Here is a 21,706-nt window from a genome sequence, read left to right on the forward strand (position 1 = left end):
TGCAACCTACACGATTACACCTCCGGCAACTGTGGCAACACCAACTTTCTCCCCGGCCGGCGGCTCTTACACCTCCACGCAGTCAGTGACGATTACGACGTCAACATCAGGCGCAGCCATTCGTTACACGACAGACGGCAGTACGCCGACAGCAAGCTCGACACTTTACAGCGCAGCCATTAACGTAGCCTCGACACAGACGATCAAAGCGATCGCAATCAAGTCGGGCATGACAAACTCGGCAGTAGCAAGTGCAACCTACACGATTACACCTCCGGCAACTGTGGCAACACCAACTTTCTCCCCGGCCGGCGGCTCTTACACCTCCACGCAGTCAGTGACGATTACGACGTCAACATCAGGTGCGGCCATTCGTTACACGACAGACGGCAGTACGCCGACAGCAAGCTCGACGCTTTACAGCGCAGCCATTAATGTCGCCTCGACACAGACGATCAAAGCGATCGCGATCAAGTCGGGCATGACGAACTCGGCAGTAGCGAGTGCAACCTACACGATTACGACCGGAACAGGCGCGCAGAACGTCCCTGCCAAAATCCAAGCCGAAAGCTACAGTGCGAAGAACGGGGTGGGGTTGTTCACTTCGAGTGTCGGTGATGTATATGTCGGCAACACGCTGCCTGGCAATTGGATGGAGTACAATCTCAACGTCCAAACCGCCGGCTATTACAATGTTACATTCCGTGTTGCCGCTCCGAGCGACCAGCGGAAATTCGAGCTTCGCAATTCCGCAGGCACGGCCCTCGCGACAATGACGTTCAACAATACGGGCGGATGGGAAGCTTGGACGACGATTTCCGTTACGCTGAATTTTGCTTCGGGCAATCAGACGCTCCGGATCCATAGCTTGACGGAAGGCTGGAACATCGATTGGGTGGATTTTGCCTATTTGACGCCTCCTCCGGCAGGCCCGATCTCCGTCACTACATGCGGTGCCACGGCCAATGATGCTACAGATGATCTGGCTGCATTCAATGCATGCGCTGCGCAGGCGAAAGTATTCGGAAGAGTGCTCTCGATTCCGGCAGGCAATTTCAATCTCAGCGACATCATTACCTTTGACGGCGTCAGCGTGAACGGTGCGGGCAAGACCGTAACGACGTTGACCTCCACGAACCCGAATCGCGGCTCGATCGATGTCAAAGGCGACAATGTCACGATCAGCAACTTCAAGCATGTTTATGCGACTGTCGTTCCGCGTGGCGACGGCAACGACACGAAGAACAGCTTCACGCTCCGAGGCGCTACGCATTTTACGATCGATAACATTTGGGTCTATACAGCCAGTACTGCAGGCATTCTGGTTCGCGGCGGCTCCAATGGCACGATAAAGAACAGCACGGTCGAGAATACGAATGCCGATGGCATCCATATGACGAACGGCGCCTCTTTCATTACGGTGGAATCCAATCTGGTGAAAGGCGTAGGTGACGACTGTATTGCGGTGGTCAGTTACACGCCGGATGGTCCGCGGGATCATGACATAACGATCAAAAACAATGATGTCGGCTACAACTCCCAGGCTCGAGGTATATCCGTAGTTGGCGGCGCAGATGTTCTGATCGAAGATAATCTGATCAATAACACCGAAATGGCGGGTATTTATATTTCCGTCGAGGCGGAATGGAACACGGCCGATGTAGACCGCATTACGCTCAATCGCAACACGATTGATCACACCGGTCTGCGCATCGCAAACGGTCATCCGAATGTGCTCGTGTATTGCTCACAAGGCAATCTGAATTCCGTAACCTTTACCGACAACATCATCAAAAATGCGGCAAGCGGCGGGATCGGCGTATGGGGCGGAGGGTACATCGGCACGATTACCTTCAATACCAATACCGTTACGAATTCTGCCGGCGCAGCGACGACGTTCCTGGCGGGCACGATTGTGTTGAACGGAAATACAGGCTTCTAAGGATGGGAACAACGCTCTCCGCTTGGCCGCTGAGGCGGAGCGGAGAGCGACAATAGATTCCAAATACAGGGTTCAGCCGTAATCCGAATTAGGAGGGTATCAAACATGTCAGTAAGAAGGAAAACATTGCCCGTGCTGCTAAGCTTGACGCTGCTGTTTGGCTTGTTGACCACAGTTGTAGGCACGAATTCGATGGCTTATGCAGATGAAGCCTTTAACGTGCCAGGGAAAATCGAAATCGAGGATTATGCGCAAATGAGCGGGATTCAAACGGAAGCGATACCTTATGCGCCGGATGAGACTTACATTGGATGGACAGACAAAGGCGACTGGATGGATTACGATCTGAACGTAGAGCAAGACGGACGCTATCGTATCGAAATGCGGGTAGCGAGCCCGCTTACCACTTCTCAGCTGCAAATCCAAAATGCGGCGGGCGATGTAAAAGCAACTGTTAATATTCCCTATAGGGGTGAAGCGCCGGATGGTTGGTTTAACTGGACTACCGTCAGCGCAGATGTCAATCTGATGACAGGAGCTCAGAAGCTGCGGGTCTACGTCCTTAGCGCTGGCTTTAATATAGACTGGTTGGACATTACTTATCTGTCTGAGCCTATACCCGAAGAACCTACGGGTCCGACGTTACCTCCAATCGTGCCGACGCCACTTTCGAATATTCCGGGCACTTTAGAGGCGGAAAGCTTCAGTGTTGCGAGAGGTGCCGAGAAGACGACTTCCGCAGATACGGAGAATGGACAGGCTGTTACCTTCGGACATGAAGGCGATTGGATCGATTTCCCGTACATCAATGCCGATTCTGCCGGAACTTACGAGGTTTCCTTCCGAGTTGCCAGTGCAGAGGATGCGAAGCAGATGAAGCTGCTTAATGCCTTTGGCGATGAATTAGGTGCCATTAATGTTCCGAACACAGGTAGTGCGGATTCCTGGCAAACGGTAAAGGCCAACGTTGTGCTGCCTGCCGGCATCCAGACGCTGCGTGTCAGTTCACCGACAGGCGGCGCTGCGCTGGAGCAGCTGAGGTTTACGCCGATCACGTTGATTGACGGCACGGTACCGATGCCTGCGAATGCACTAAGCATTGAAACATGCGGCGCAACGCCGAATGATATGACGGATGATACGGATGCCATTAAAGCATGTATTGCACAGGCCAAAGAAGAAGGGAAGATCGTCTTCGTTCCGGCAGGCGCATTCATTTACAGCTCGATCATCCTGCTCGATGGCGTGGATTTGACGGGTACAGGTCCTAATTCCAAGCTTCACAGCACGAATCTGGCAGAACAATGTCTCCAGCTTACAGGCGAGGGCACAGATGTGAGCCATATCCAGCTGACAACCGTCACGGCTACGCAGCGATTGTCCACGGATGTGTCCGCGCGGATTTATGTGGACCCGAACGCGAACAATTACAGCATTAAGAATACGGTTATTGATGGCGCATCTTCTGCGGGCATCATAAACTTCGGGTCAAATGGCGTTATCAGCGGCAACACGGTGGTAAACACACTCGCGGACGGCATTCATATTACCGGTTTATCCCACGATATTGTTATCGAGAACAACATTGGTCGCGATAACGGCGATGATCAAATCGCAGTCGTTTCCTACGAGAAGTTTGGCAGTTGGGTGAAGAATGTGACGATTCGCCATAACGATGAAGCAGGCGGTCTCGCGCGCGGGATTACGATCTCAGGCGGCGAAGTCATGAATGTGGAGAACAATCGAATTACATCCACCGGCGGTGCGGGGATCTACCTGGCTTCCGAAGGCAATTATCAGACGTACACCGTGAAAGATACGGTTGTGAAGGGCAACACAATCGTAAACGACAGCACGAATGGCTCTGTTCCGGAGAAGGGAGGCATTCGGGTACAAGCAACGAATAAACAGCCTTCTATGCAAAATGTCACCATCGAGGACAACATGCTCTTTGGATCCAATGATACAGGTATCCTAATTGTCGGTACTGCAGAAATCGATGGTGTGGCATTTAAAAACAATGTGATCGAGAAGCCGAAAGGCTACGGTATCAACATTGTTAAAACCGTCATCGGTTCATTGAGCTTCGCTGGCAATACCGTTATTGAACCAGGGAAAGCGGCATTCTCCAATCAAGCAACCGGTGCGAACGTAATAAGCGATATGGAGAATGAGGGTCCGGACGGCGGCGGTACGGAAAACGACTATGTGGCCGTGAAAGGAAAGCCGGTTATCGATGGTCAGATCGACAAGCTGTGGCGGTATTCCACCAAACTCCAAATGGGCAACACCGATAAAGGTACAACGGGAACGGCGAAGATTGCATGGGATGAGGATGCAATCTACTATTTGTTCGAAATGACAGATACGACGCCATTTGCGAAAGCGGTTGATGAGAAGAACGATTCGGTTGAAGTGTGGGTCGACGAGCTTAACCGTAAGAACGGCGCACGCACAATTGGTGATTATCAATTGCGACTCGATATCAACGATGTTTTATCAACGGCGAGCGGCACGGACCTCACGAAAGTAGAACACGCTGTCGTAATGATCAAAGATGGATATATCGCGGAGTTTGCCGTACCGTATACGGCGCTGACGCCGGAAATCGGCAACGTTATTGGCTTTAATGCCAGCGCGAACGATGACGAAGATGGTGATGGCCTGCGCAATGATTACATCAGCTGGATCGATAAGAATTTGCCATATTGGGCAGACACCAAGGTATATAACGAGGTTGAACTGGTCGGCACGCCTGCCAGCAGGCTGCCTAAGGCTACCAAGGGCAAGCCGGTGATTGACGGCGAAGTAGATGGATTGTGGACCTATTCAAGCTCGCTTCAAATGAGCGATACGCCTAAAGGCACGACAGGCAAAGCGAAGATCGCTTGGGACGAGGATGCGCTTTATTACTTGTTTGAAATGAAAGACAGCACGCCGTTTGCGGAGGCGACCAATGAGAATAACGACTCCGTCGAAGTTTGGGTGGATGAGCTTAGCACAAGAAACGGCGCACGCACAATCGGCGATTACCAGCTTCGTGTCGATATGGAGGACGCGATTACAACCGCATCTGAACTTGATTTGAACGGTACCCAGCATGCGGTTAAGAAAACAACGGATGGCTACAACGTAGAAATCGCCGTTCCGTTCACTGCATTATCACCGCAGATCGGCAGCATTATCGGCTTCAACGCAAGTGCGAATGACGACGAGAACGGCGACGGTCATCGAGACAATTACATCAGCTGGGTAGATAAGAACCTGCCGTATTGGGCAGATACCAAGGTGTACAACGATGTGGCATTAGCAGCGGGCAGCACGCCAAATCCAGATCCGGCGCCTAGCACAGGTGGTTTATTCTGGCCGCCTTCCGCAACGATCACACAACAGGATGGAGCCGTCATCGTTGTTCCAAGCACGAATGTGAACAACGCTGCGCACTCGCTGACAGCTGCGATCAGTTTATCGGATTGGGAGAAAGCTCTTGCATCCGCTAAAGCTGGCAATTCCGCGCTTATTATTAATCTGAAGGGCAAAGATGACCTGCAGAATTATGAGCTTACTTTGCCAGCCAAGTCACTAAACGGATCCTCAGGTATTCAAGCTATCATTCAAACGAATGCAGCAACGGTTACGCTTCCCGGAAACATGTTCAAAGCAAGTGAGTTGACAGCTGCAGATGTGACAATTCAGATCAAGAAGGTGGATGCAGCAGGCCTAGCGGATCAGCTTCGTGAATCAATAGGCGCTCATCCGGTCATTTCTCTTGAAATGCAGTCAGGCAGCAAGACGGTCGCCTGGAATAATCCTGCTGAAGCCGTGACGGTGTCAATTCCTTATTCGTTAACGGCGGAAGAGCTGCAGAATCCGGAGCAAATCGTCGTTTGGTATATCGATGGCGATGGAGCCCTTCATTCGGTGCCTAATGGCAAATACGATGCGAAAGCAGGCACAGTCACTTTTACTACAACGCATTTCAGCTTGTACGCAGCTGCTTATGTGAAACCGGTGTTCACGGACATAGCCTCCTTAAGCTGGGCCAACAAGCAAATTAACGCGCTGGCGGCAAGAGGCATCGTAACGGAGAGTGAAGATGGCAGGTTCAGTCCTGCAGCAAACGTAACGCGGGGCCAATTTGCTGCAATGCTCGTCAAGGCGCTCTCGTTATCCGGCGAACCGGGCGAACAGTTCGCCGACGTGTCCAAAGATGATGCCAATGCAGAGTCGATCCTTATCGCCAGAAGCCTTGGCATTGTGCAAGGGACAGGAGCGAACCTCTTCAATCCGGATGGATTCTTGACGCGTGAGAATATGGCCGTCATGGCTGATCGAGCGCTCGAGATCGCAGGTAAACAACCTTCCGCAGCAGATGGGGCAGCACTCTTGAACGGCATGAAAGACGTGAATCAAATTGCTGCCTACGCGAAGGAAAGCATGGCACGGTTAGTTGCGGCAGGCTTCATCCAAGGCTATAATGGGCAGCTTTCGCCTAAAGTGCCGGCGACTCGCGCGCAAGCAGCGGTGTTCGTTTATAATCTGTTAATGAACTAATGGCTAGCTAAGCATGATGTAGTTTCGCTTCTAAATAGAGGTTGTCTCTCGTTCTCATCGGAAACGGTGATAATGAGGGGCAGCCTCTTCTAATTGAATTTAATCCCTTTATTGCCTAAATCTATTATAATGAGTTCATATTGTGTGAGGCTCGAAGCTCGCAATCTTGCAGGTAGTAGCATGGAGGAGGGCATTTGTGAAAGCGCCAACATTTCTGCTCGCAATCATTCGTTATTTCCAACGATCCATCTATCGTAAAATCTTAATCTCCTATTTGCTCATCATCGTGCTTACGGTGTCCTTTCTCGTTATGGATGTCTATTTCCGGACAGCCAGCGACCTCAAGCGCCAGTCAATCGAAACGACGGAATTGCTTACTCAGCAGTCGTCGGCCACGTTATCCTCTTATATGAACAATGTGAAGAGCTTTGCTTGGAACTATTTTGGCGATACGAACTTTCAGCAATTTGTTAGTCACATGGGTCAAGATCCGGAATCACTTAGTTATTACAACAGCAAGTTTATGAAGTTTGTTAATGATAATCCGATCATTTCGTATATCTATGTGAACCAATTGGAAGGTTTCGGCATACGATCAGGCCCTTCCTCGAACGACGTTACCGATATCGAGCAGGCAAGGCTGACAGCTATCGCCATTAAGCTCTCCGGCAAAGGGGCTTGGGTGCAATCGGACATGTACGATAAGTCTGAAGATGCGGTTGTGAAGACCGTTACGTTCGTGCAGGCGATTAAGAGCATATCGATTAACTCTCCGGGACCGATTATTGGCGTCATGATGTACGGGCTGTCCAAACCAGAGCTGGAAGCCTGGCTGCAGAATACAGAAGGCAGCTTCGGGACGAAATCATATGTGCTGAGTCAATCGGATGGGACCATCATACAGTCGCTAGCGAAGAACGAACCGCCGATTGGGCTTACGGCTGCGCATATGCAAGTGATTCAAGGGAAGAAGAACAGCGGTCATTTCTACATGAACGACCATGAGGGAACCAATCTCGTTGTTTATAAGAAGCTGCCGGGTACGGAATGGGTGCTTGTCTCACTTGCACCTAATAAGCTGCTGTTAAAGCCTGTCAGTGATTTTACGAAGCGGATGGCCTTAATTGTTGCCCTTAGTCTGTTAGTCTCGATGGTGCTCGCGAGTATTTTCTCATCGAGGACGGTTACGCCGTTAAAGGAGCTTAGCAAAGGGATGAAATCGATCGAGTTCGGCAATTACGATGTCAGTATTCCAATTCGAGGGATCGATGAGGTGGGTTATTTAAGCGGGTCTTTCAATCGGATGGCCAAGGAAATCAAACGGCTGATTATGAAGGTGTATGAAACGGAACTCGTAAAGAAAAATGCAGAGATAAAGTCGCTGCAGTCGCAGATCAATCCGCATTTTCTCTATAACACATTCGGCGTGATCGATAGCTTATCCAGTATGGGCGGCGATCCGAGAATTTCTTTAATCACCAGATCACTCGCGAAAATGTTTCGATATAACATCAGCGGAAACGATATCTCAACCTTGGCGGCCGAGATGGAGCAGATTCGGCTGTACTTGTCGATTCAGAAGATTCGGTTTGACAGCCGTTTAGCCTATTCGGTTTATTTGCAGGAAGGGCTTGAAGAAGTTCCGATCCCGAAGCTGCTGTTTCAGCCGTTGGTCGAGAACAGCATCTTACATGGCATCAGTAAGCGAATCGAAGGCGGCACGCTTCGGATTGAAGCGTCAAGCGAAGATCGGGAACGCATACAGATTAAAGTGTGGAACACCGGCGAACCGATCAGCGATGACAAGCAAAGGGAGCTGCGGATGCTGCTGGCATCAGACGCTAGAAGCACCGAAGCCGATTCCGAGCGTTCGTCCGTCGGGTTAATGAATGTACATAACCGGATCCGGCTACTGTATGGGGCCCAATATGGCATTAAATTCGAGAGCAGCAAGGAGCTCGGCACGTCGTTCACCCTTACCATTCACTCGACATTGCCCGAAGGAGGGAATGACTTTGAAGATTATCGTGATAGATGACGAACCGATTATTCGGCAGGGGGTCATTTATAAAATCAATCAGTCCGGTTTGCCGGTTACGGTTGTCGGCGAAGCCGGGGACGGTATATCCGGTATGGCGCTCATTCGCGCTTTAAAGCCGAATTTGGTGCTCACCGATATTCAAATGCCGGAGATGAGCGGGCTGGAATTGATCCGCCAAGCGAAGGCATTTGACTCGCAGCTGGAGTTTATTATATTGAGCGGCTATGACGAGTTTGAATATGCCAAATCAGCCATTCGATATGGAGTCAGCCATTATTTGCTCAAGCCTGCTGAAGATGAAGAATTGGTCGAAGCGATGACGCAAATGCTTCAGAAACAGGAAGAAGAGGACTGCCGGCAGAAGTCGTTCTCCGAACTGAAGCTGCTAGAGAAGTCAAGTAAGGAAATTGCAAGGCAGCAGGCACTGACGCAGTTTATCGAGCATGGAGACCGTTCGATGGATGTGGAAACGATTGCTGAACTGAGAGGGGATTGCTCCCATTTTGCCACTGTAGTATTTGTGTTCGAGCCTTTCGAATTGCCGCATTTGTCCTTCGTCGAGGGAGAAGAGAATCTGCTCTGGTACGCGCTCAGGAACATTATTACGGACATATTCGCGCGCTGCGGCATTCATGGGACATTATTTCAACATGCGCTTCATCGCAATGAGCTGGTATTTGTTCTTGGCACTAGAATTGCGACTGAGCGCACTGCCGCTGCAGGAGCGATGCAAGAAATTCTTCAGGGCATTCGCAAGTTTATGAAGCTTGAGCTTACGGTTGGCATTGGGCCTCAAGTGGATCTGATTGAGAAAGTGCAGGAGTCGTACCGCGAGGCAAAGCTGCTCATTCGTGACGCTGTCATCCACGGCAGAAGTCGAATCTATGTGTATGACGCAGCAAGACCGAAGGGGCAAATCCGTAAATCGATTATCGGCGAGGAGGATAAGCAGCTCGTAGGCCAGTGGTTGAAAGATTGGGATGTCGAGAAGCTATACCGCTGGATGGACAGGCGTGTTGGGGCAATCGTCCAGGATGCCGATTCTTCGTATATCCATCTGGAATGGTTCTGCATGGACCTTCATCTGTTGTTTCACAAAGTGGTGCTTGCCAATGCCATTGATTCGGAGTGGACAATCGGGGAAACAGAGGACCTGCTGCAATGGCTGCAAGAGGCGTCGCATTGGAGTGAAATGTTGGCGCATATGAGACGATCCGCGGCTAATATCATTGGTCATTTGACGAGAAATACAGATCTGACAGGGAAGGACACCATTGAAGCGGTTCGGATCTATATCGAATCCCATTACGCGGAGGCGGTATCCTTGCAGTCCATCTCGGATCGTTTCTTCATTCACCCCAATTATTTCTCCAAGCGGTTCAAAGAGAAGACGGGCAGCAGCTTCATCGAGTTCCTGACCTCCATTCGCATGAGAGAGGCGTCGTCACTGCTGCTGAACAGTGATCTGCTCGTACATCAGATTGCCGAACGGGTCGGATTCGAGGACCCGGCTTATTTCGGCAGCGTTTTTCGCAAGCATTTTGGCGTCTCGCCGAAGCAGTTTCGGGAAAGGGATAGCTTAACATTTTCATAATGGATGCGTAAGATATTCGCTTAAATTCTCATCACGGAGAACCTACAATTAGAAGTGTCAAGTACACAATGATCGAGGGGGAAACCAGCTTGAAGCAGGCTTCAAAGGTTACCGCGATTTCCGTCATGATGGTGGCATTTGCACTTGTGATTACCTCATGCGGATCAGGTAATTTGGCTAACGAATTTAACGATGCGACCGATGCGGCAGCCAACTCGAATGGTGTTCCTTCTGCGTCATCGAATGAGGATATCGAATTGGTAGAAATTACGGTATGGGATAAGCCGCATGCGGATGATGCGGACAAGTCGCTGAGGGAGCAGCAATTTACTGCTTTTGAAGCAAAATATCCATATATCCAAGTCAACCATGTGGAGCAAACCAAGGGCAAGGAGCGGGAACAGTTCATGACGGCCGTAGCCGGCGGCGAACAGCCGGATGTCTATTACAATGCATACCCGGATATGGCGCCGTACATTGCGCAAGGCATAACAGCGGACATTACGGAGCTGTGGAACGCTTATCCCGATAAAGACAAGTACTTGTCTTCCGCTCTGGATGCAGCAACCGTTGACGGCAAAATCTATGGCGTACCCAGCTCAATGTACGTAACGGCACTGATGTATAACAAGAAAATGTACAGAGAAGCCGGCCTTGATCCTGAGGCAGCATTCAAAGACTGGAATTCGTTCGCCGAAGCAAGCGCCAAGCTGACCAACCGGACCAAAGGCATCTATGGCAATGCTATTCTCGGCACGGACTGGGCGGATTGGTTCTTCGAGTATTATGTGTGGCAGGCAGGCGGCGACTTAACGGAGAAGCAGGAAGGTGGGGCAGTTAAGCTAAACTTCACTTCGAATGCCGCCGTACAAGCGCTGCAATATTACAAAGATTTGAAATGGACGCATAAAGCGACGCAGAAGAACGTTGTCCAAAGTCTTGATGACAATCAGAAGGACTTCTACACCGGACATGCCGCTTCGACGTTGGCCGCTTCGGACTGGATCGGCAGCATGATTTCCAAAGGGATGGACATTGCCGATATCGGTTTTGCCGCTCTACCTGCAGGACCTTCAGGCAAATCCCCCTCTCAAGTCGGCGGGAGCTATTTGATTATTAATCCGAAGGCTTCCAAGGAAGTACAGCAGGCGGCATTTACTTATGCGACTTATGTAACGTCCAAAGAAGTTATCGAATCGCAGCTTCAATATGCGAAGGATAATGGTCTGTTTCCGAACCTGCTTTCGGTCCGCTCCGACGTCGATGTGACGCAATATATAGACGGTCTTTCACCTGATTTGGTGACAAGCGTTCAGAATGCGGCAAAGGAAACGCATGTGGAATATTTCTTGAAATCCAGCCTTAGCCCCTATGTGGTGAAAGCAATTCAGAAGATCCTGCTAGACTCGAACGCAGATCCGAAGAAAGAGCTTCAAGCGGCACAAGATCTGGCGCAGAAGGAAGTTGTGGACCCCTACAATGCTGCGCTCAATCCATAAATCGACCGATGCCCAGAGAAGGAGCGGATCAGACTATGAAGATGAGGATAACGATCCGCTGGATGCCGGTGCTATTCCTGTTCCCCTCTGTCGTTTGCTATATGCTGTTCAAATATTACCCGCTGCTTCACATGATTTATATCAGCTTCTTTGATTACAGCATCGTGAATCCGCCGGGTCCATTCATTGGTTTGGACAACTACGTTCAGTTTCTGCGGACGTCTACGTTCTGGTTTGCCGTCAAGAATACATTTATGTTCTTTCTGCTGTACATGGCGTTGACCTTTTGGCTGCCGATTGCGCAGGCATTATTCTTAAGCGAGATTCGCAGGGCGAACGGTTTCTTCCGATTTCTCTACCAGCTGCCAACGATCGTTCCTCTGGTAGCAGGCGTATTGGTTTGGAAATGGATGTACAATCCGGATTACGGCTTGCTCAACTATTGGCTGTCGAAGATCGGGTTAGGCCCATATTTGTGGCTGAGTGACTTGCATATGACGAAGCTTGCCATCGTATTGCCCGGATTCTTTGCCAGCGGCGGCATTTCGCTTCTGCTCTACTATTCTGCAATTCGATCCATCCCCTTGGAAATGCTCGAAGCGGCAAAAGTAGACGGGGCAGGCCCTTGGAGACGGTTGTGGACCATGCTTCTGCCGAATATCAAATTCATTGTCATTATCAATTTCGTCTCCTTCATGTCCGGCGTTCTCCTGGCTTACGACAACATATATGTCATGACGCAGGGCGGACCTGCAGGCAGCACAACAGTGGTATCGATGCTGATTGTGAACACGGCGTTCCAGCAATCCAAATTCGGCATCTCCGGAGCAATGTCGCTGTTTATGTTCCTGCTAATTGCGCTTCTTACGTTCGTGCAATATAAATGTTCAGCTGAGAGGGAGGGTGCTTGATGAAATCGCCTCGAATTGCGGAGAAAGGACAGAGAGCGCTGAAGATGACCGCTTATGCGGTCACGCTGTTCTTCACCATCTCGGCGATCGTTCCGATTCTCTGGATGATGGTTTCTTCGCTAAAGAACGAGACCGACATTCAAGCATATCCGCCTAGATGGCTGCCCAGCATCCCGCAGGCGATTCGAATTACGATCGATTATTCGGGCTATGAACAGAAGGATGCACTGTTCTACGAGAAGGAAGCGATGATGGCAACGTGGTACCCGTGGATGAAGAATATCCGAGAAAATATCGGTGAAGTGAGTGTAACGGGAATTCGGAAAGGTAAGCTTCTCTATGGATCTCGCACCATTTCATCCAACTTCCATGTTGGACAGCCAACTGTTACACCATCAACCATGTTCAATGCGAAGATGATTAATTTGAAGCTGCCGATTATTCGGGAGAAGGGACTTTCCGACTTTAGGTGGTATGGGGATAGAGGGAAGGCTGCTTCCTTTGCGAAAGAGGATGGCAAATTGCACGCTGCGATTTCTGCGAAATTCAATCTTTTCTTCGACTCTACTGCTTTCGTGACAGGCAGAGTTGCGTCGATTACCGAATCGCCCAGCTATATGCGGGTGTTTGACAGCTACTTGTCTCTGAATAAATTAGCCCAAGACGTCTCGGGGACGCTCGGTTTCTTTCAATATTTCAAGAACAGTGCGATCATAACGTTTGCAAGTGTGATGATGCAGCTTATTCTAGGCGGGTTAGCTGGCTATACCTTGTCGCAATTAATTAGCAGCAAACGGTGGCAGCTATTCTGGATCATGTTCTTTCTGGCGACGATGATGATTCCGGATATCTCGCTGCTGCTGCCGCTCTATTTGCTAATGAAGGACCTACATTTGGTGAATACGCTGCTGGCAGTTATATTACCTCACTCGGCTTGGGGCATCGTGGTATTTCTGTTCAAAGGTTTCTTTGATCAGCTGTCTCGGGAGCTGATGCAAGCGGCTAGAGTCGACGGCGCGTCGGAATTTCGTACCTTTACTCAAATTGTCATTCCTCTCTCTGTACCGATATTCACCGTCGTGGCGGTCATGACTTTTATTCCGGTTTGGAATGAGTTTGTTTGGCCGCTCGTCGTAAACAATTTGCCGATTAATTGGACGTTTACCGTTGCGCTGAATAATCTGCAGAATCGTAGCGGCGTCCAGCAAAATATGATCATGGCGAGCTCCTTCGTCTCCATGCTTCCACTGCTAATCGTGTTCGTGACCGCGCAGAAATACATCGAGAAAGGTGTCGCGTACTCGGGTGTGAAAGGGTAGATGGTGAATAGAAAAAGGAAACGGAATCCTTGAGAATTCAAGGATTTTTTGTTTGCTTCTTGAATCGAACATGCATTTCCAAAGATGCAGCACCTCCAAAAACATCTTGCTATTAAAACGCTTTCACTATATTTTTATGGTAATGCATAGAAAAGGGTTTTGAGGGGGACTAGCATGTATCGAATGTTCATCGTGGATGACAACAAGTACGAGCGCAATGGTCTTAAAAATCATATTGATTGGGCATCGCTAGGCATTGAAGTGGTGGCAACTTTCCCGAATGGCGCGGAAGCGCTGGAGCGAATTGATGAACTCAAGCCGCATCTCATCGTAACCGATATTGCGATGCCGATCATGAACGGGGTACAGCTGTCCGAGCAGATTTATCAGCGTTATCCTGACATAAAAGTCATCTTCATCAGCTGCCACAGTGATTTCGAATTCGCCAAGTCAGCCGTCGATCTAGGCATTTATGGTTATGTCCTCAAACCGATTATCGCGGATGAGCTCGTCACAGCGGTCAAGAAGCTTGTCCATGATATCGATATCAAGCATTCGCAATCGATGGAGAAGGAACGCATGCTGCAGCAGCTGGAGATGATGCTTCCGCTCGTGCAAGAGCAGTTCTTCAAGGAGCTGCTGCTCGGCAATTTCCACAATGAGGCGGATATTATCAAACGGATGGCGTTCCTCAAGGTTGCCGTTCGGCCGCATGACCGGATCCATGTGCTGTCGATCCAGCTTCATGAAGCGGAAGAGCAAGCCACCGATCATGGCGTGGCGGATGCCTATTTCGTCTCCTACTCCGTCAAGAGAAGCATTACCTCCTTAAGCACGGGCAATCGTTATATCTATCCGATTCAATTTTCCCCCTTGGATTATGCCGCCATTATTTTCGAAGCTGATGATGAAGACAACATGATGAATACAGCCGTAGAGATCAGCATGGAGATTAGCAGAAGAGTCGAGCTTACGGCCATCACCGGAATCAGTAAAGTTTCCGAAGAAATCGCAGCTATTTCAACCCTTTATAAGCAGGCCCAGAAAGCCGTCCATACCCGGTTCTACAGCGGCAGCAACCCGATTATTACCTATGAAGAAATCGAAGATCGCACGGATGTCCCATTCGAGGATCTGCCGAATCTCGAAGCTGTTTATCAGGATTTGAAAACCCTAATGATCTATAGCACCGCAGTGGATGTAAGGGAGTTCGTAGACAAATATTTAGGCGAACGTGTATCTCGGCATGATGCCAATTATGTGAAGAACTTTGCTTTCATGGTTGTGAATATTACGCGGATTATTCTGCAGGAAGCCAATCAATCCTTCCGCGATCTGGCCGAGGACGACCTGCTGGTCTGGAAGCAATTCAGCCAGCCGGATACGCCGGTCAATGTCAGCGAGAAGATTTACCAATGGCTCATGACCATTATCGATCGGTTATCGGAGAAGAATACGAGCAAGAATACGAAGGTTGTCGACACGATCAAGGATATCATCAAGACGAAGTACCACGAGCAGATCACGATCGAGGATATCTCGAAATCGGTCTACTTAAGCGGCAGGTATGCCAACGCGCTGTTCAAGAAGGAAGTCGGCAAAACGATCTTCGACTATGTCATCGAAGTGCGAATTGACGCGGCGAAGAAGCTGCTCAAGGACAAAGACAGCAGAGTAGCTGCTGTTGCCGAAGAGGTCGGCTACATGAATACGTCGTATTTCTGCCTTGCATTCAAGAAGAACGTCGGGATGACGCCTGCTGAATACAAGAGCAAGGTTGTCTTATGATCGGGAAGCTGACGTATCGCCACAAAATCGCCGCTATCATATTCGTGTTCGCTTTTCTGCCTATGATCATTCTCGGTTCCTTGATGATTCAGAAAGTGTGGAGCGCCAAGGTGAAAGACATTATTAACAAGAATGATATTCAGCTGACAAGCAGTGTGAATGGAATCAACAACCTGCTGTCCTCGAACATGGATAAGCTGATGGCCATTAATAACAACTTCTACATTTACAATTATTTGGATACCAAGACGGATCAGAACCTCGTAGGCGTTATGAACTTCAGCGACTATTTGCAAAGCGTTATTACTGCGATGAAGTCCGATAATCCGACCGTTAACTTTCAGATCTATTCGATTGAAGATACCGAGTATGACGGTGATTACTTAAGAAGCATACAGAACCTGGAGAATGTGCGAGAATCGCCAAATATGAGTTTGAAAGATGAAATTCTGCACAACGATGATTCCCAGATTCTATGGAAATATCGGACGATCAAAGCCAAATTCAGCGCCGAGGAAAACACTTATCTGTTCGGTTATAAGAAGATTATGTCGCTTGGTACTCCACTGGCCATCATTGAATTGCAAATTCCGGTGCAGCAAATTTCACGATTCTTTACTTATGATATTCCGGCTGGGAGCTACATCGTTTACGAGGTCGATGGGAAGAAACAATGGGTAAAAGGCGGCGGACTCGAAGCGGTTCCGGAGGGGAAGCCGGTAAACGACTATTATCTGATCAAGAAAGAGCTTAAGCCGGGCATCGGTGATGTTTCCATGTTTGTTCCAAAAAGTCTTGTGCTGCAAGAGTTAAGAGGTTATTTGATCACTGCTCTTATTATTTTCATCCTGCTCATGGGAATTCTCTTCGTTACCGTCGAGATGGTTTCTTACTTCTTGACCAAGAAGCTCGAGGCACTCTTCAGGAAAATGAACACAAATGTCGAGAGCTTAATCAGCAGCGATAGCTTCGTGCCATTCGAAGAAACCGAGGATGAATTCGGGAAAATGGGCCGTGTATTCTACGAGCTGACACTGCGAATTAAGGAGTACTACCGCCAAATTACCGATTATGAGCTGGAGAAGACGGTACTGGAGACACAGCTGCTGCAGGAGCGGTTCAATCCCCATTTTCTGTACAATACGCTCTCGACCTTCAGATGGATCTATAACGACCCGAAGGTTCATGAGGTCGTGGATTCGATGGTGAAGTATTACCGCATTGCCTTGAACAAAGGAAGCAGTATCATTACGATCGAGCAGGAAACGGAAATGATCCGGGAGTATTTGCGCCTGCAGATGTTTGCCTATGGCAATGAATTTGAGTATGACATTCACATTGAGGGTGACACTGGTCAGCAGCTGGTACTCAAGAATCTGCTCCAGCCGATTGTGGAGAATGCGTTTCTGCATGGGATAAGCGGACGTGAATCAGGCGGTCTCATTACGATTCGGGTCAGCACTAATGACGATAACGAAACGATCCGCTTCGAAATTGCAGATAACGGACTGGGTATGGGACCTGAGAAAATCAAGCGAATACTGGATGGAACGGAAGAAAGCAAATACAGCGGCTATGGGATGAAGAATGTTCGCAATCGAATGGAAACCTATTACGGCTCAGGATACGGCCTTGAAATCGAAAGCGAACCCGGACGAGGGACGAAGGTCATTCTTACGACACCGTCCAATTACAAGGCTGATCGGATGGATGTCAAATCCATTTCAGCGTAATAAACGATGACCTTATTCCGACCACCATATCGGGATAAGGTCATTTTTGTGAAAATAAGGAGATCCTTATTCTGTTATTTGTAATCCGTATTTTTACTATTTCCATAAATGAAAGCGTTCTATAATTCAATCATACAAGAGAAAAGCTAGTGACGAGAGAGGAGGGAATATGTTGAAAACGATTGCAACTCAAGTGCCTATGAAGAGAACGGTACGCGCCAGACTGCTTAGAAACATTCAGACGAATATGTTTGGTTACCTGCTAATGCTGCCTTCCATCGTTTTGACCTTCATATTTTCCTACTTGCCGATGCCAGGATTATTGTCAGCCTTTCAAGACTACAATATGTTCGCCGGATTATGGAAAAGTGATTGGGTTGGATTGGTGCATTTCAAGGAAATCTTCCAAATTCCACTGCTGTGGGGCTCCATTATTAATACGCTGAAGCTGAGCGTACTCACCATTATCGTCGGATTCCCGGCGCCGATCTTACTGGCGCTCATGATAAATGAGTTGAAGAACGGCTTGTACAAGAGAAGTGTTCAAACACTGACGTATTTGCCTCACTTCCTATCCTGGATCGCAGTAGTTGGACTCTGCTACTCCTTCTTCGACTCCTACGGACCGCTGAACGATCTGCGGGTTGCCATGCTTGGACCGGATACGGAGAGGGAAATGTACTTGTCTCAGCAAGGATTATTCCTCCCCTTGCTGCTGCTGCTAAGCGTGTGGAAGGAAGTCGGCTGGGGAACGATCGTATATCTCGCAACGATAACATCGATTGATCCGCATCTCTATGAAGCCGCAAAGATGGACGGTGCCAATCGGTTCAAACAGCATCTGCATATTACATTGCCGGGGCTGAAGCAAACGACGATTCTACTGCTGCTCTTTACGCTCGGAACGCTGTTCGCCAGCAATTTCGAGCTCGTGTATGGGATGCAGAACGCATTTATTAACTTCGATGTTATCGCGACCGTTATCTTCTCCTCGGGTATTCAACAAGGCAGCTATTCCTTAGCTACTGCGGTTGGATTCGCACAAGGATTGGTCGCATTGCTGCTAATCATCATTGCAAACAAGATAGCCAAGAAAATATCAGGCGTATCGATATGGTAGGAGGTCCGGATGAGTCACGAATCTAGTGCATACAAACTATTTAAATACGGGAACATCAGCCTCCTGTTCATCTTGGTCGTAGCGATGATATTCCCTTATGTGAATGTACTCGCGGTAGCCTTTAACGATCCGATGGATTCGCAATTCGGAGGTATCACCTTCTGGCCGCGTGTGTTCACGATTGATAATTTCAAAGTGCTGCTGAAGAATAAGGATGTCATTACAGCAACCGGCATATCGGTACTGCGGGTGATCATCGGAACGCTTATTGCGCTGGTCGTCCAATATATGTGCGCCTACGCCTTTACGATAAAGGACTTCAAAGGTAAAGCAATTGTCCTGATGTTCCTGATGATCCCGATGTATTTTAACGGTGGACTGATCCCGCAATACCTGCTCTTCTCCAAAATGCACATGCTGAACAGCTTTCTGGTTTACGTACTTCCGGTTTCGTTCAGCTTATACAACATGGTTATCATCCGGTCATACTTGTACAGCATCCCGGGAAGTCTTGCAGAATCTGCACGCATTGACGGTGCGAATGAGTTCATCATTATGTTCCGAATCTATGTCCCATTGTCCATGCCGATTATCGCGGTTCTGGCCTTATGGAGTGCGGTGGGTCATTGGAATGATTGGACGACAACGCTGTATTTTATAACCGACAAGCATTTGTATACGCTTCAATATATTCTGATGCAAATCTTGAGGGAAGGCGAGAGAGTATCGAAGCTTATGGAGGAAGCAATCCGAATGGGTACGATGACAACGAGCACGCCTCGCCAAATGACACCGGCCGCGATTCGGGCAGCTAATATCATTATTACAACCATCCCGATTGTCATTATCTACCCATTCCTACAGAAGTATTTCGTACAGGGCATTACACTCGGAGCCGTGAAAGAGTAAACGAGTATAGCAGGTCATCTATTAAAGGTGGTGAGGCCTACAGTTGTCTGTGATAAGGTAGTAATGGGGATTACAAGTATTGGAGATTAAGGGGATCATACATTGGCAAGGCCATGAAAAAGAACATATCAAAAGAGCGAAAGCGGGCTAATCTGTCGCCAAACCTACTAGCCGGCCGATCTCATGAATATGTTCTCGAGATTGTAGCACTTCTATTATCGCATATCTTTACAAGCTCATTCCATACCTAATTTGATCAAACGGCTACATAAATAAGGGAGGATTATGTGTGAAGAAGAAACTTTCAACAGGCGTACGCCTATCGCTGACAGCAGCATTGTCTGTGGCCATGCTGGCGGGCTGCTCGAATAATAATAATGAACCAGCTAAGAACGATACAAGCGCTGCCACAAATACGAATAAGGAAGCTGTAGCAGACAATACAACGAATGCAGCGAACACGACTGAAAATGCAGCTCCGGCCGAGCAATTCTACTATGATATGTATGATAAAGTAACAGACAGCTCGGACTTCCCGGATTGGAAAGGGAAACAGCTGAAATTGAAAATGTGGTATTCTCACGGTACAGGCGAGCCTACTCATAATTCAGCAGAGCAAGACGTTGTAACCCCAGAAGCAAAGCGGGTTACCGGCGTTGAGATCGACCAAGAAAACTCCTTCGATAACGGCGGCCAGGATTTGAACGTGAAGATGGGCATGCTGAACGCGGCCAACGATTGGCCGGATATCGTAATGAGCTCGGATACGACAGCATTGGCTGACCTTGTAAAGGCAGGAAAGGTATACGATTTGACAGAAGTCATCTCCAAATATGCTCCAAACCTGGCGAAGAGAACTCCATTCGACAAGCTTCCAAAAGTGCTGGAAAATATTACGGTCAAAAATTTGGATGGCAAAACCTACGGCTTCCCGCTGGAACTCGGCGATCCGGACAACACGTTGAAAGTGCTTGATCCATCCTTCGTAAGTCCAAACTCGCAACAAGGACCAGATGGTATGGGATCAATCTGGGTACGTGATGACCTGCTGAAGAAGCTGTACCCAACAGCCAAATCGCAGGATGAAATCGATGCCTTGTACGTGAAGAATGGCGGCAAGTTTTCGAGAGAAGAGCTGTACGATGTGCCAATCAAATCGAAGGAAGATGTCTACAAGTTCCTTTATGACATGCAGGCGCTGATCAAGAAAGAAGGCATTAAAGAGAACGGCAAGCCAGTTGAAACGACCTATGCTTTTGGCGGCGGCGACAACTGGAGCACGCTGACGATGTTTCAAACGTACTTGAACCGTCTTCCTGCTAATAACAACTACTTCACCTATTATGACAAACAAACGAAAAAAGTAGAGTTCATGTTCCAACAAGATTGGTTTAAGGATACACTTCTGGAATTCAATAAGCTGGTTCGTGATAAAGTAATGGATCCTAAATCGCTGCTTGAGAACCAAGCAACGCATACGGAGAAAATGAATAACGGTCAATATGCGGTAGCTTATCTGTGGGATACTCCGGATGCGAGCGTATTGCAAGCAGCTGGCAAGAAATTCAGATACAGAAAGCTGTTCATCGATGCACCGACGAATACCGATAAGTTCATCTCCCCAACCGGACCTAGCGGCAATAACCAAAGCATCTTGATCTTCAAAGACAAAGTAGCGGAAGAAGATTTGCCGCAAATCGTGCATTACCTCGATTACATGATCTCTGAAGTCGGCGAGAAAATGTACACTTGGGGTCCTAAGAGTGCAGGCTTGTTCGATGAGAAAGACGGCAAGCGCGTATTTAAGGATAAAGACCTTGAAGATGCAATGGTGTACAACAAAGACAATGGTGCCAACAATAAGTATAACCTGCATAACAACAGACTCGGTTCCTCATCGAAACAATGGCCGCCATACCCAACTTACATGTGGGGCGGTTCCAGTGTGACACCTGGCTATGCTTACGACAGAGTGTTGTCCCCAGCCGATGGCTTGAACTTCTTTAACCCAGGTAACTTGCCTAACAATACAACTTCAACAATTACGACAACGGTTAAAGTTGACCCAGCGATTTGGAATTTCTTTGGTCCGGTAGCTAGTGCAGATAAGTTCTGGAAGGGCAGAGATGCATTCGAGAAAGCACTGACCAAAACAATGGCTGCGAAAGACGATGCACAATTCGAAGAATTGTGGAAAACGTTCAGCGACATTGCTACGAAGAATGGTGCAACGGATCAAACGCTAAAAGAAATCAATGATTACTTCTTGAAAGGCAACGAAGGTATGTTGCCGTAA

Annotated in this window: 12 protein-coding genes; all 12 read left to right on the forward strand. The window is 48.5% G+C overall.

Translation table 11 applies throughout. The annotated features are described in order from the left end of the window. On the forward strand, positions 1-1,942 hold a 1,942-nt coding region (locus AC0YNS_RS05900; protein ID WP_475780118.1), incomplete at its 5' end, for a chitobiase/beta-hexosaminidase C-terminal domain-containing protein. Between the two features lie 105 nt (positions 1,943-2,047). Then, complete coding sequence (locus AC0YNS_RS05905; RefSeq protein WP_475780119.1) at positions 2,048-6,496, forward strand: sugar-binding protein; 4,449 nt, start codon at positions 2,048-2,050, stop codon at positions 6,494-6,496. A gap of 196 nt (positions 6,497-6,692) precedes the next feature. Next, positions 6,693-8,534, forward strand: coding sequence for a cache domain-containing sensor histidine kinase (locus AC0YNS_RS05910; RefSeq protein WP_475780120.1), 1,842 nt, complete (start codon positions 6,693-6,695; stop codon positions 8,532-8,534). After that, entirely contained in the window at positions 8,512-10,131 is a 1,620-nt protein-coding gene (locus tag AC0YNS_RS05915; protein WP_475780121.1) for a response regulator, read from the forward strand. The genes AC0YNS_RS05910 and AC0YNS_RS05915 overlap by 23 nt, the downstream gene beginning before the upstream one ends. An 89-nt stretch (positions 10,132-10,220) precedes the next feature. Next, entirely contained in the window at positions 10,221-11,630 is a 1,410-nt protein-coding gene (locus tag AC0YNS_RS05920; RefSeq protein ID WP_475780122.1) for an extracellular solute-binding protein, read from the forward strand. A 35-nt stretch (positions 11,631-11,665) separates the two neighbouring features. Next, positions 11,666-12,541 carry a carbohydrate ABC transporter permease gene (locus AC0YNS_RS05925; RefSeq protein ID WP_475780123.1) on the forward strand — a complete coding sequence of 292 codons (876 nt, stop codon included), beginning with the start codon at positions 11,666-11,668 and terminating at the stop codon, positions 12,539-12,541. Beyond that, positions 12,541-13,860 carry a carbohydrate ABC transporter permease gene (locus AC0YNS_RS05930; RefSeq protein WP_475780124.1) on the forward strand — a complete coding sequence of 440 codons (1,320 nt, stop codon included), beginning with the start codon at positions 12,541-12,543 and terminating at the stop codon, positions 13,858-13,860. Before AC0YNS_RS05925 ends, AC0YNS_RS05930 begins: the two co-directional genes overlap by 1 nt. A 174-nt stretch (positions 13,861-14,034) precedes the next feature. Beyond that, positions 14,035-15,648 carry a response regulator transcription factor gene (locus AC0YNS_RS05935; protein WP_475780125.1) on the forward strand — a complete coding sequence of 538 codons (1,614 nt, stop codon included), beginning with the start codon at positions 14,035-14,037 and terminating at the stop codon, positions 15,646-15,648. Beyond that, positions 15,645-17,381: a sensor histidine kinase gene (locus tag AC0YNS_RS05940; RefSeq protein WP_475780126.1), complete on the forward strand. Its 1,737-nt coding sequence runs from the start codon at positions 15,645-15,647 to the stop codon at positions 17,379-17,381. The genes AC0YNS_RS05935 and AC0YNS_RS05940 overlap by 4 nt, the downstream gene beginning before the upstream one ends. A 169-nt stretch (positions 17,382-17,550) precedes the next feature. Continuing rightward, positions 17,551-18,501, forward strand: coding sequence for an ABC transporter permease (locus AC0YNS_RS05945; RefSeq protein WP_475780127.1), 951 nt, complete (start codon positions 17,551-17,553; stop codon positions 18,499-18,501). Positions 18,502-18,510: 9 nt separating this feature from the next. Continuing rightward, on the forward strand, positions 18,511-19,410 hold the full coding sequence (locus AC0YNS_RS05950) for a carbohydrate ABC transporter permease (RefSeq protein WP_475780128.1): 900 nt from the start codon (positions 18,511-18,513) through the stop codon (positions 19,408-19,410). Positions 19,411-19,699: 289 nt separating this feature from the next. Next, positions 19,700-21,706, forward strand: a complete 2,007-nt coding sequence (locus tag AC0YNS_RS05955) for a type 2 periplasmic-binding domain-containing protein (RefSeq protein ID WP_475780129.1) — start codon at positions 19,700-19,702, stop codon at positions 21,704-21,706.

The organism is Paenibacillus sp. J22FR21 (assembly GCF_056269135.1).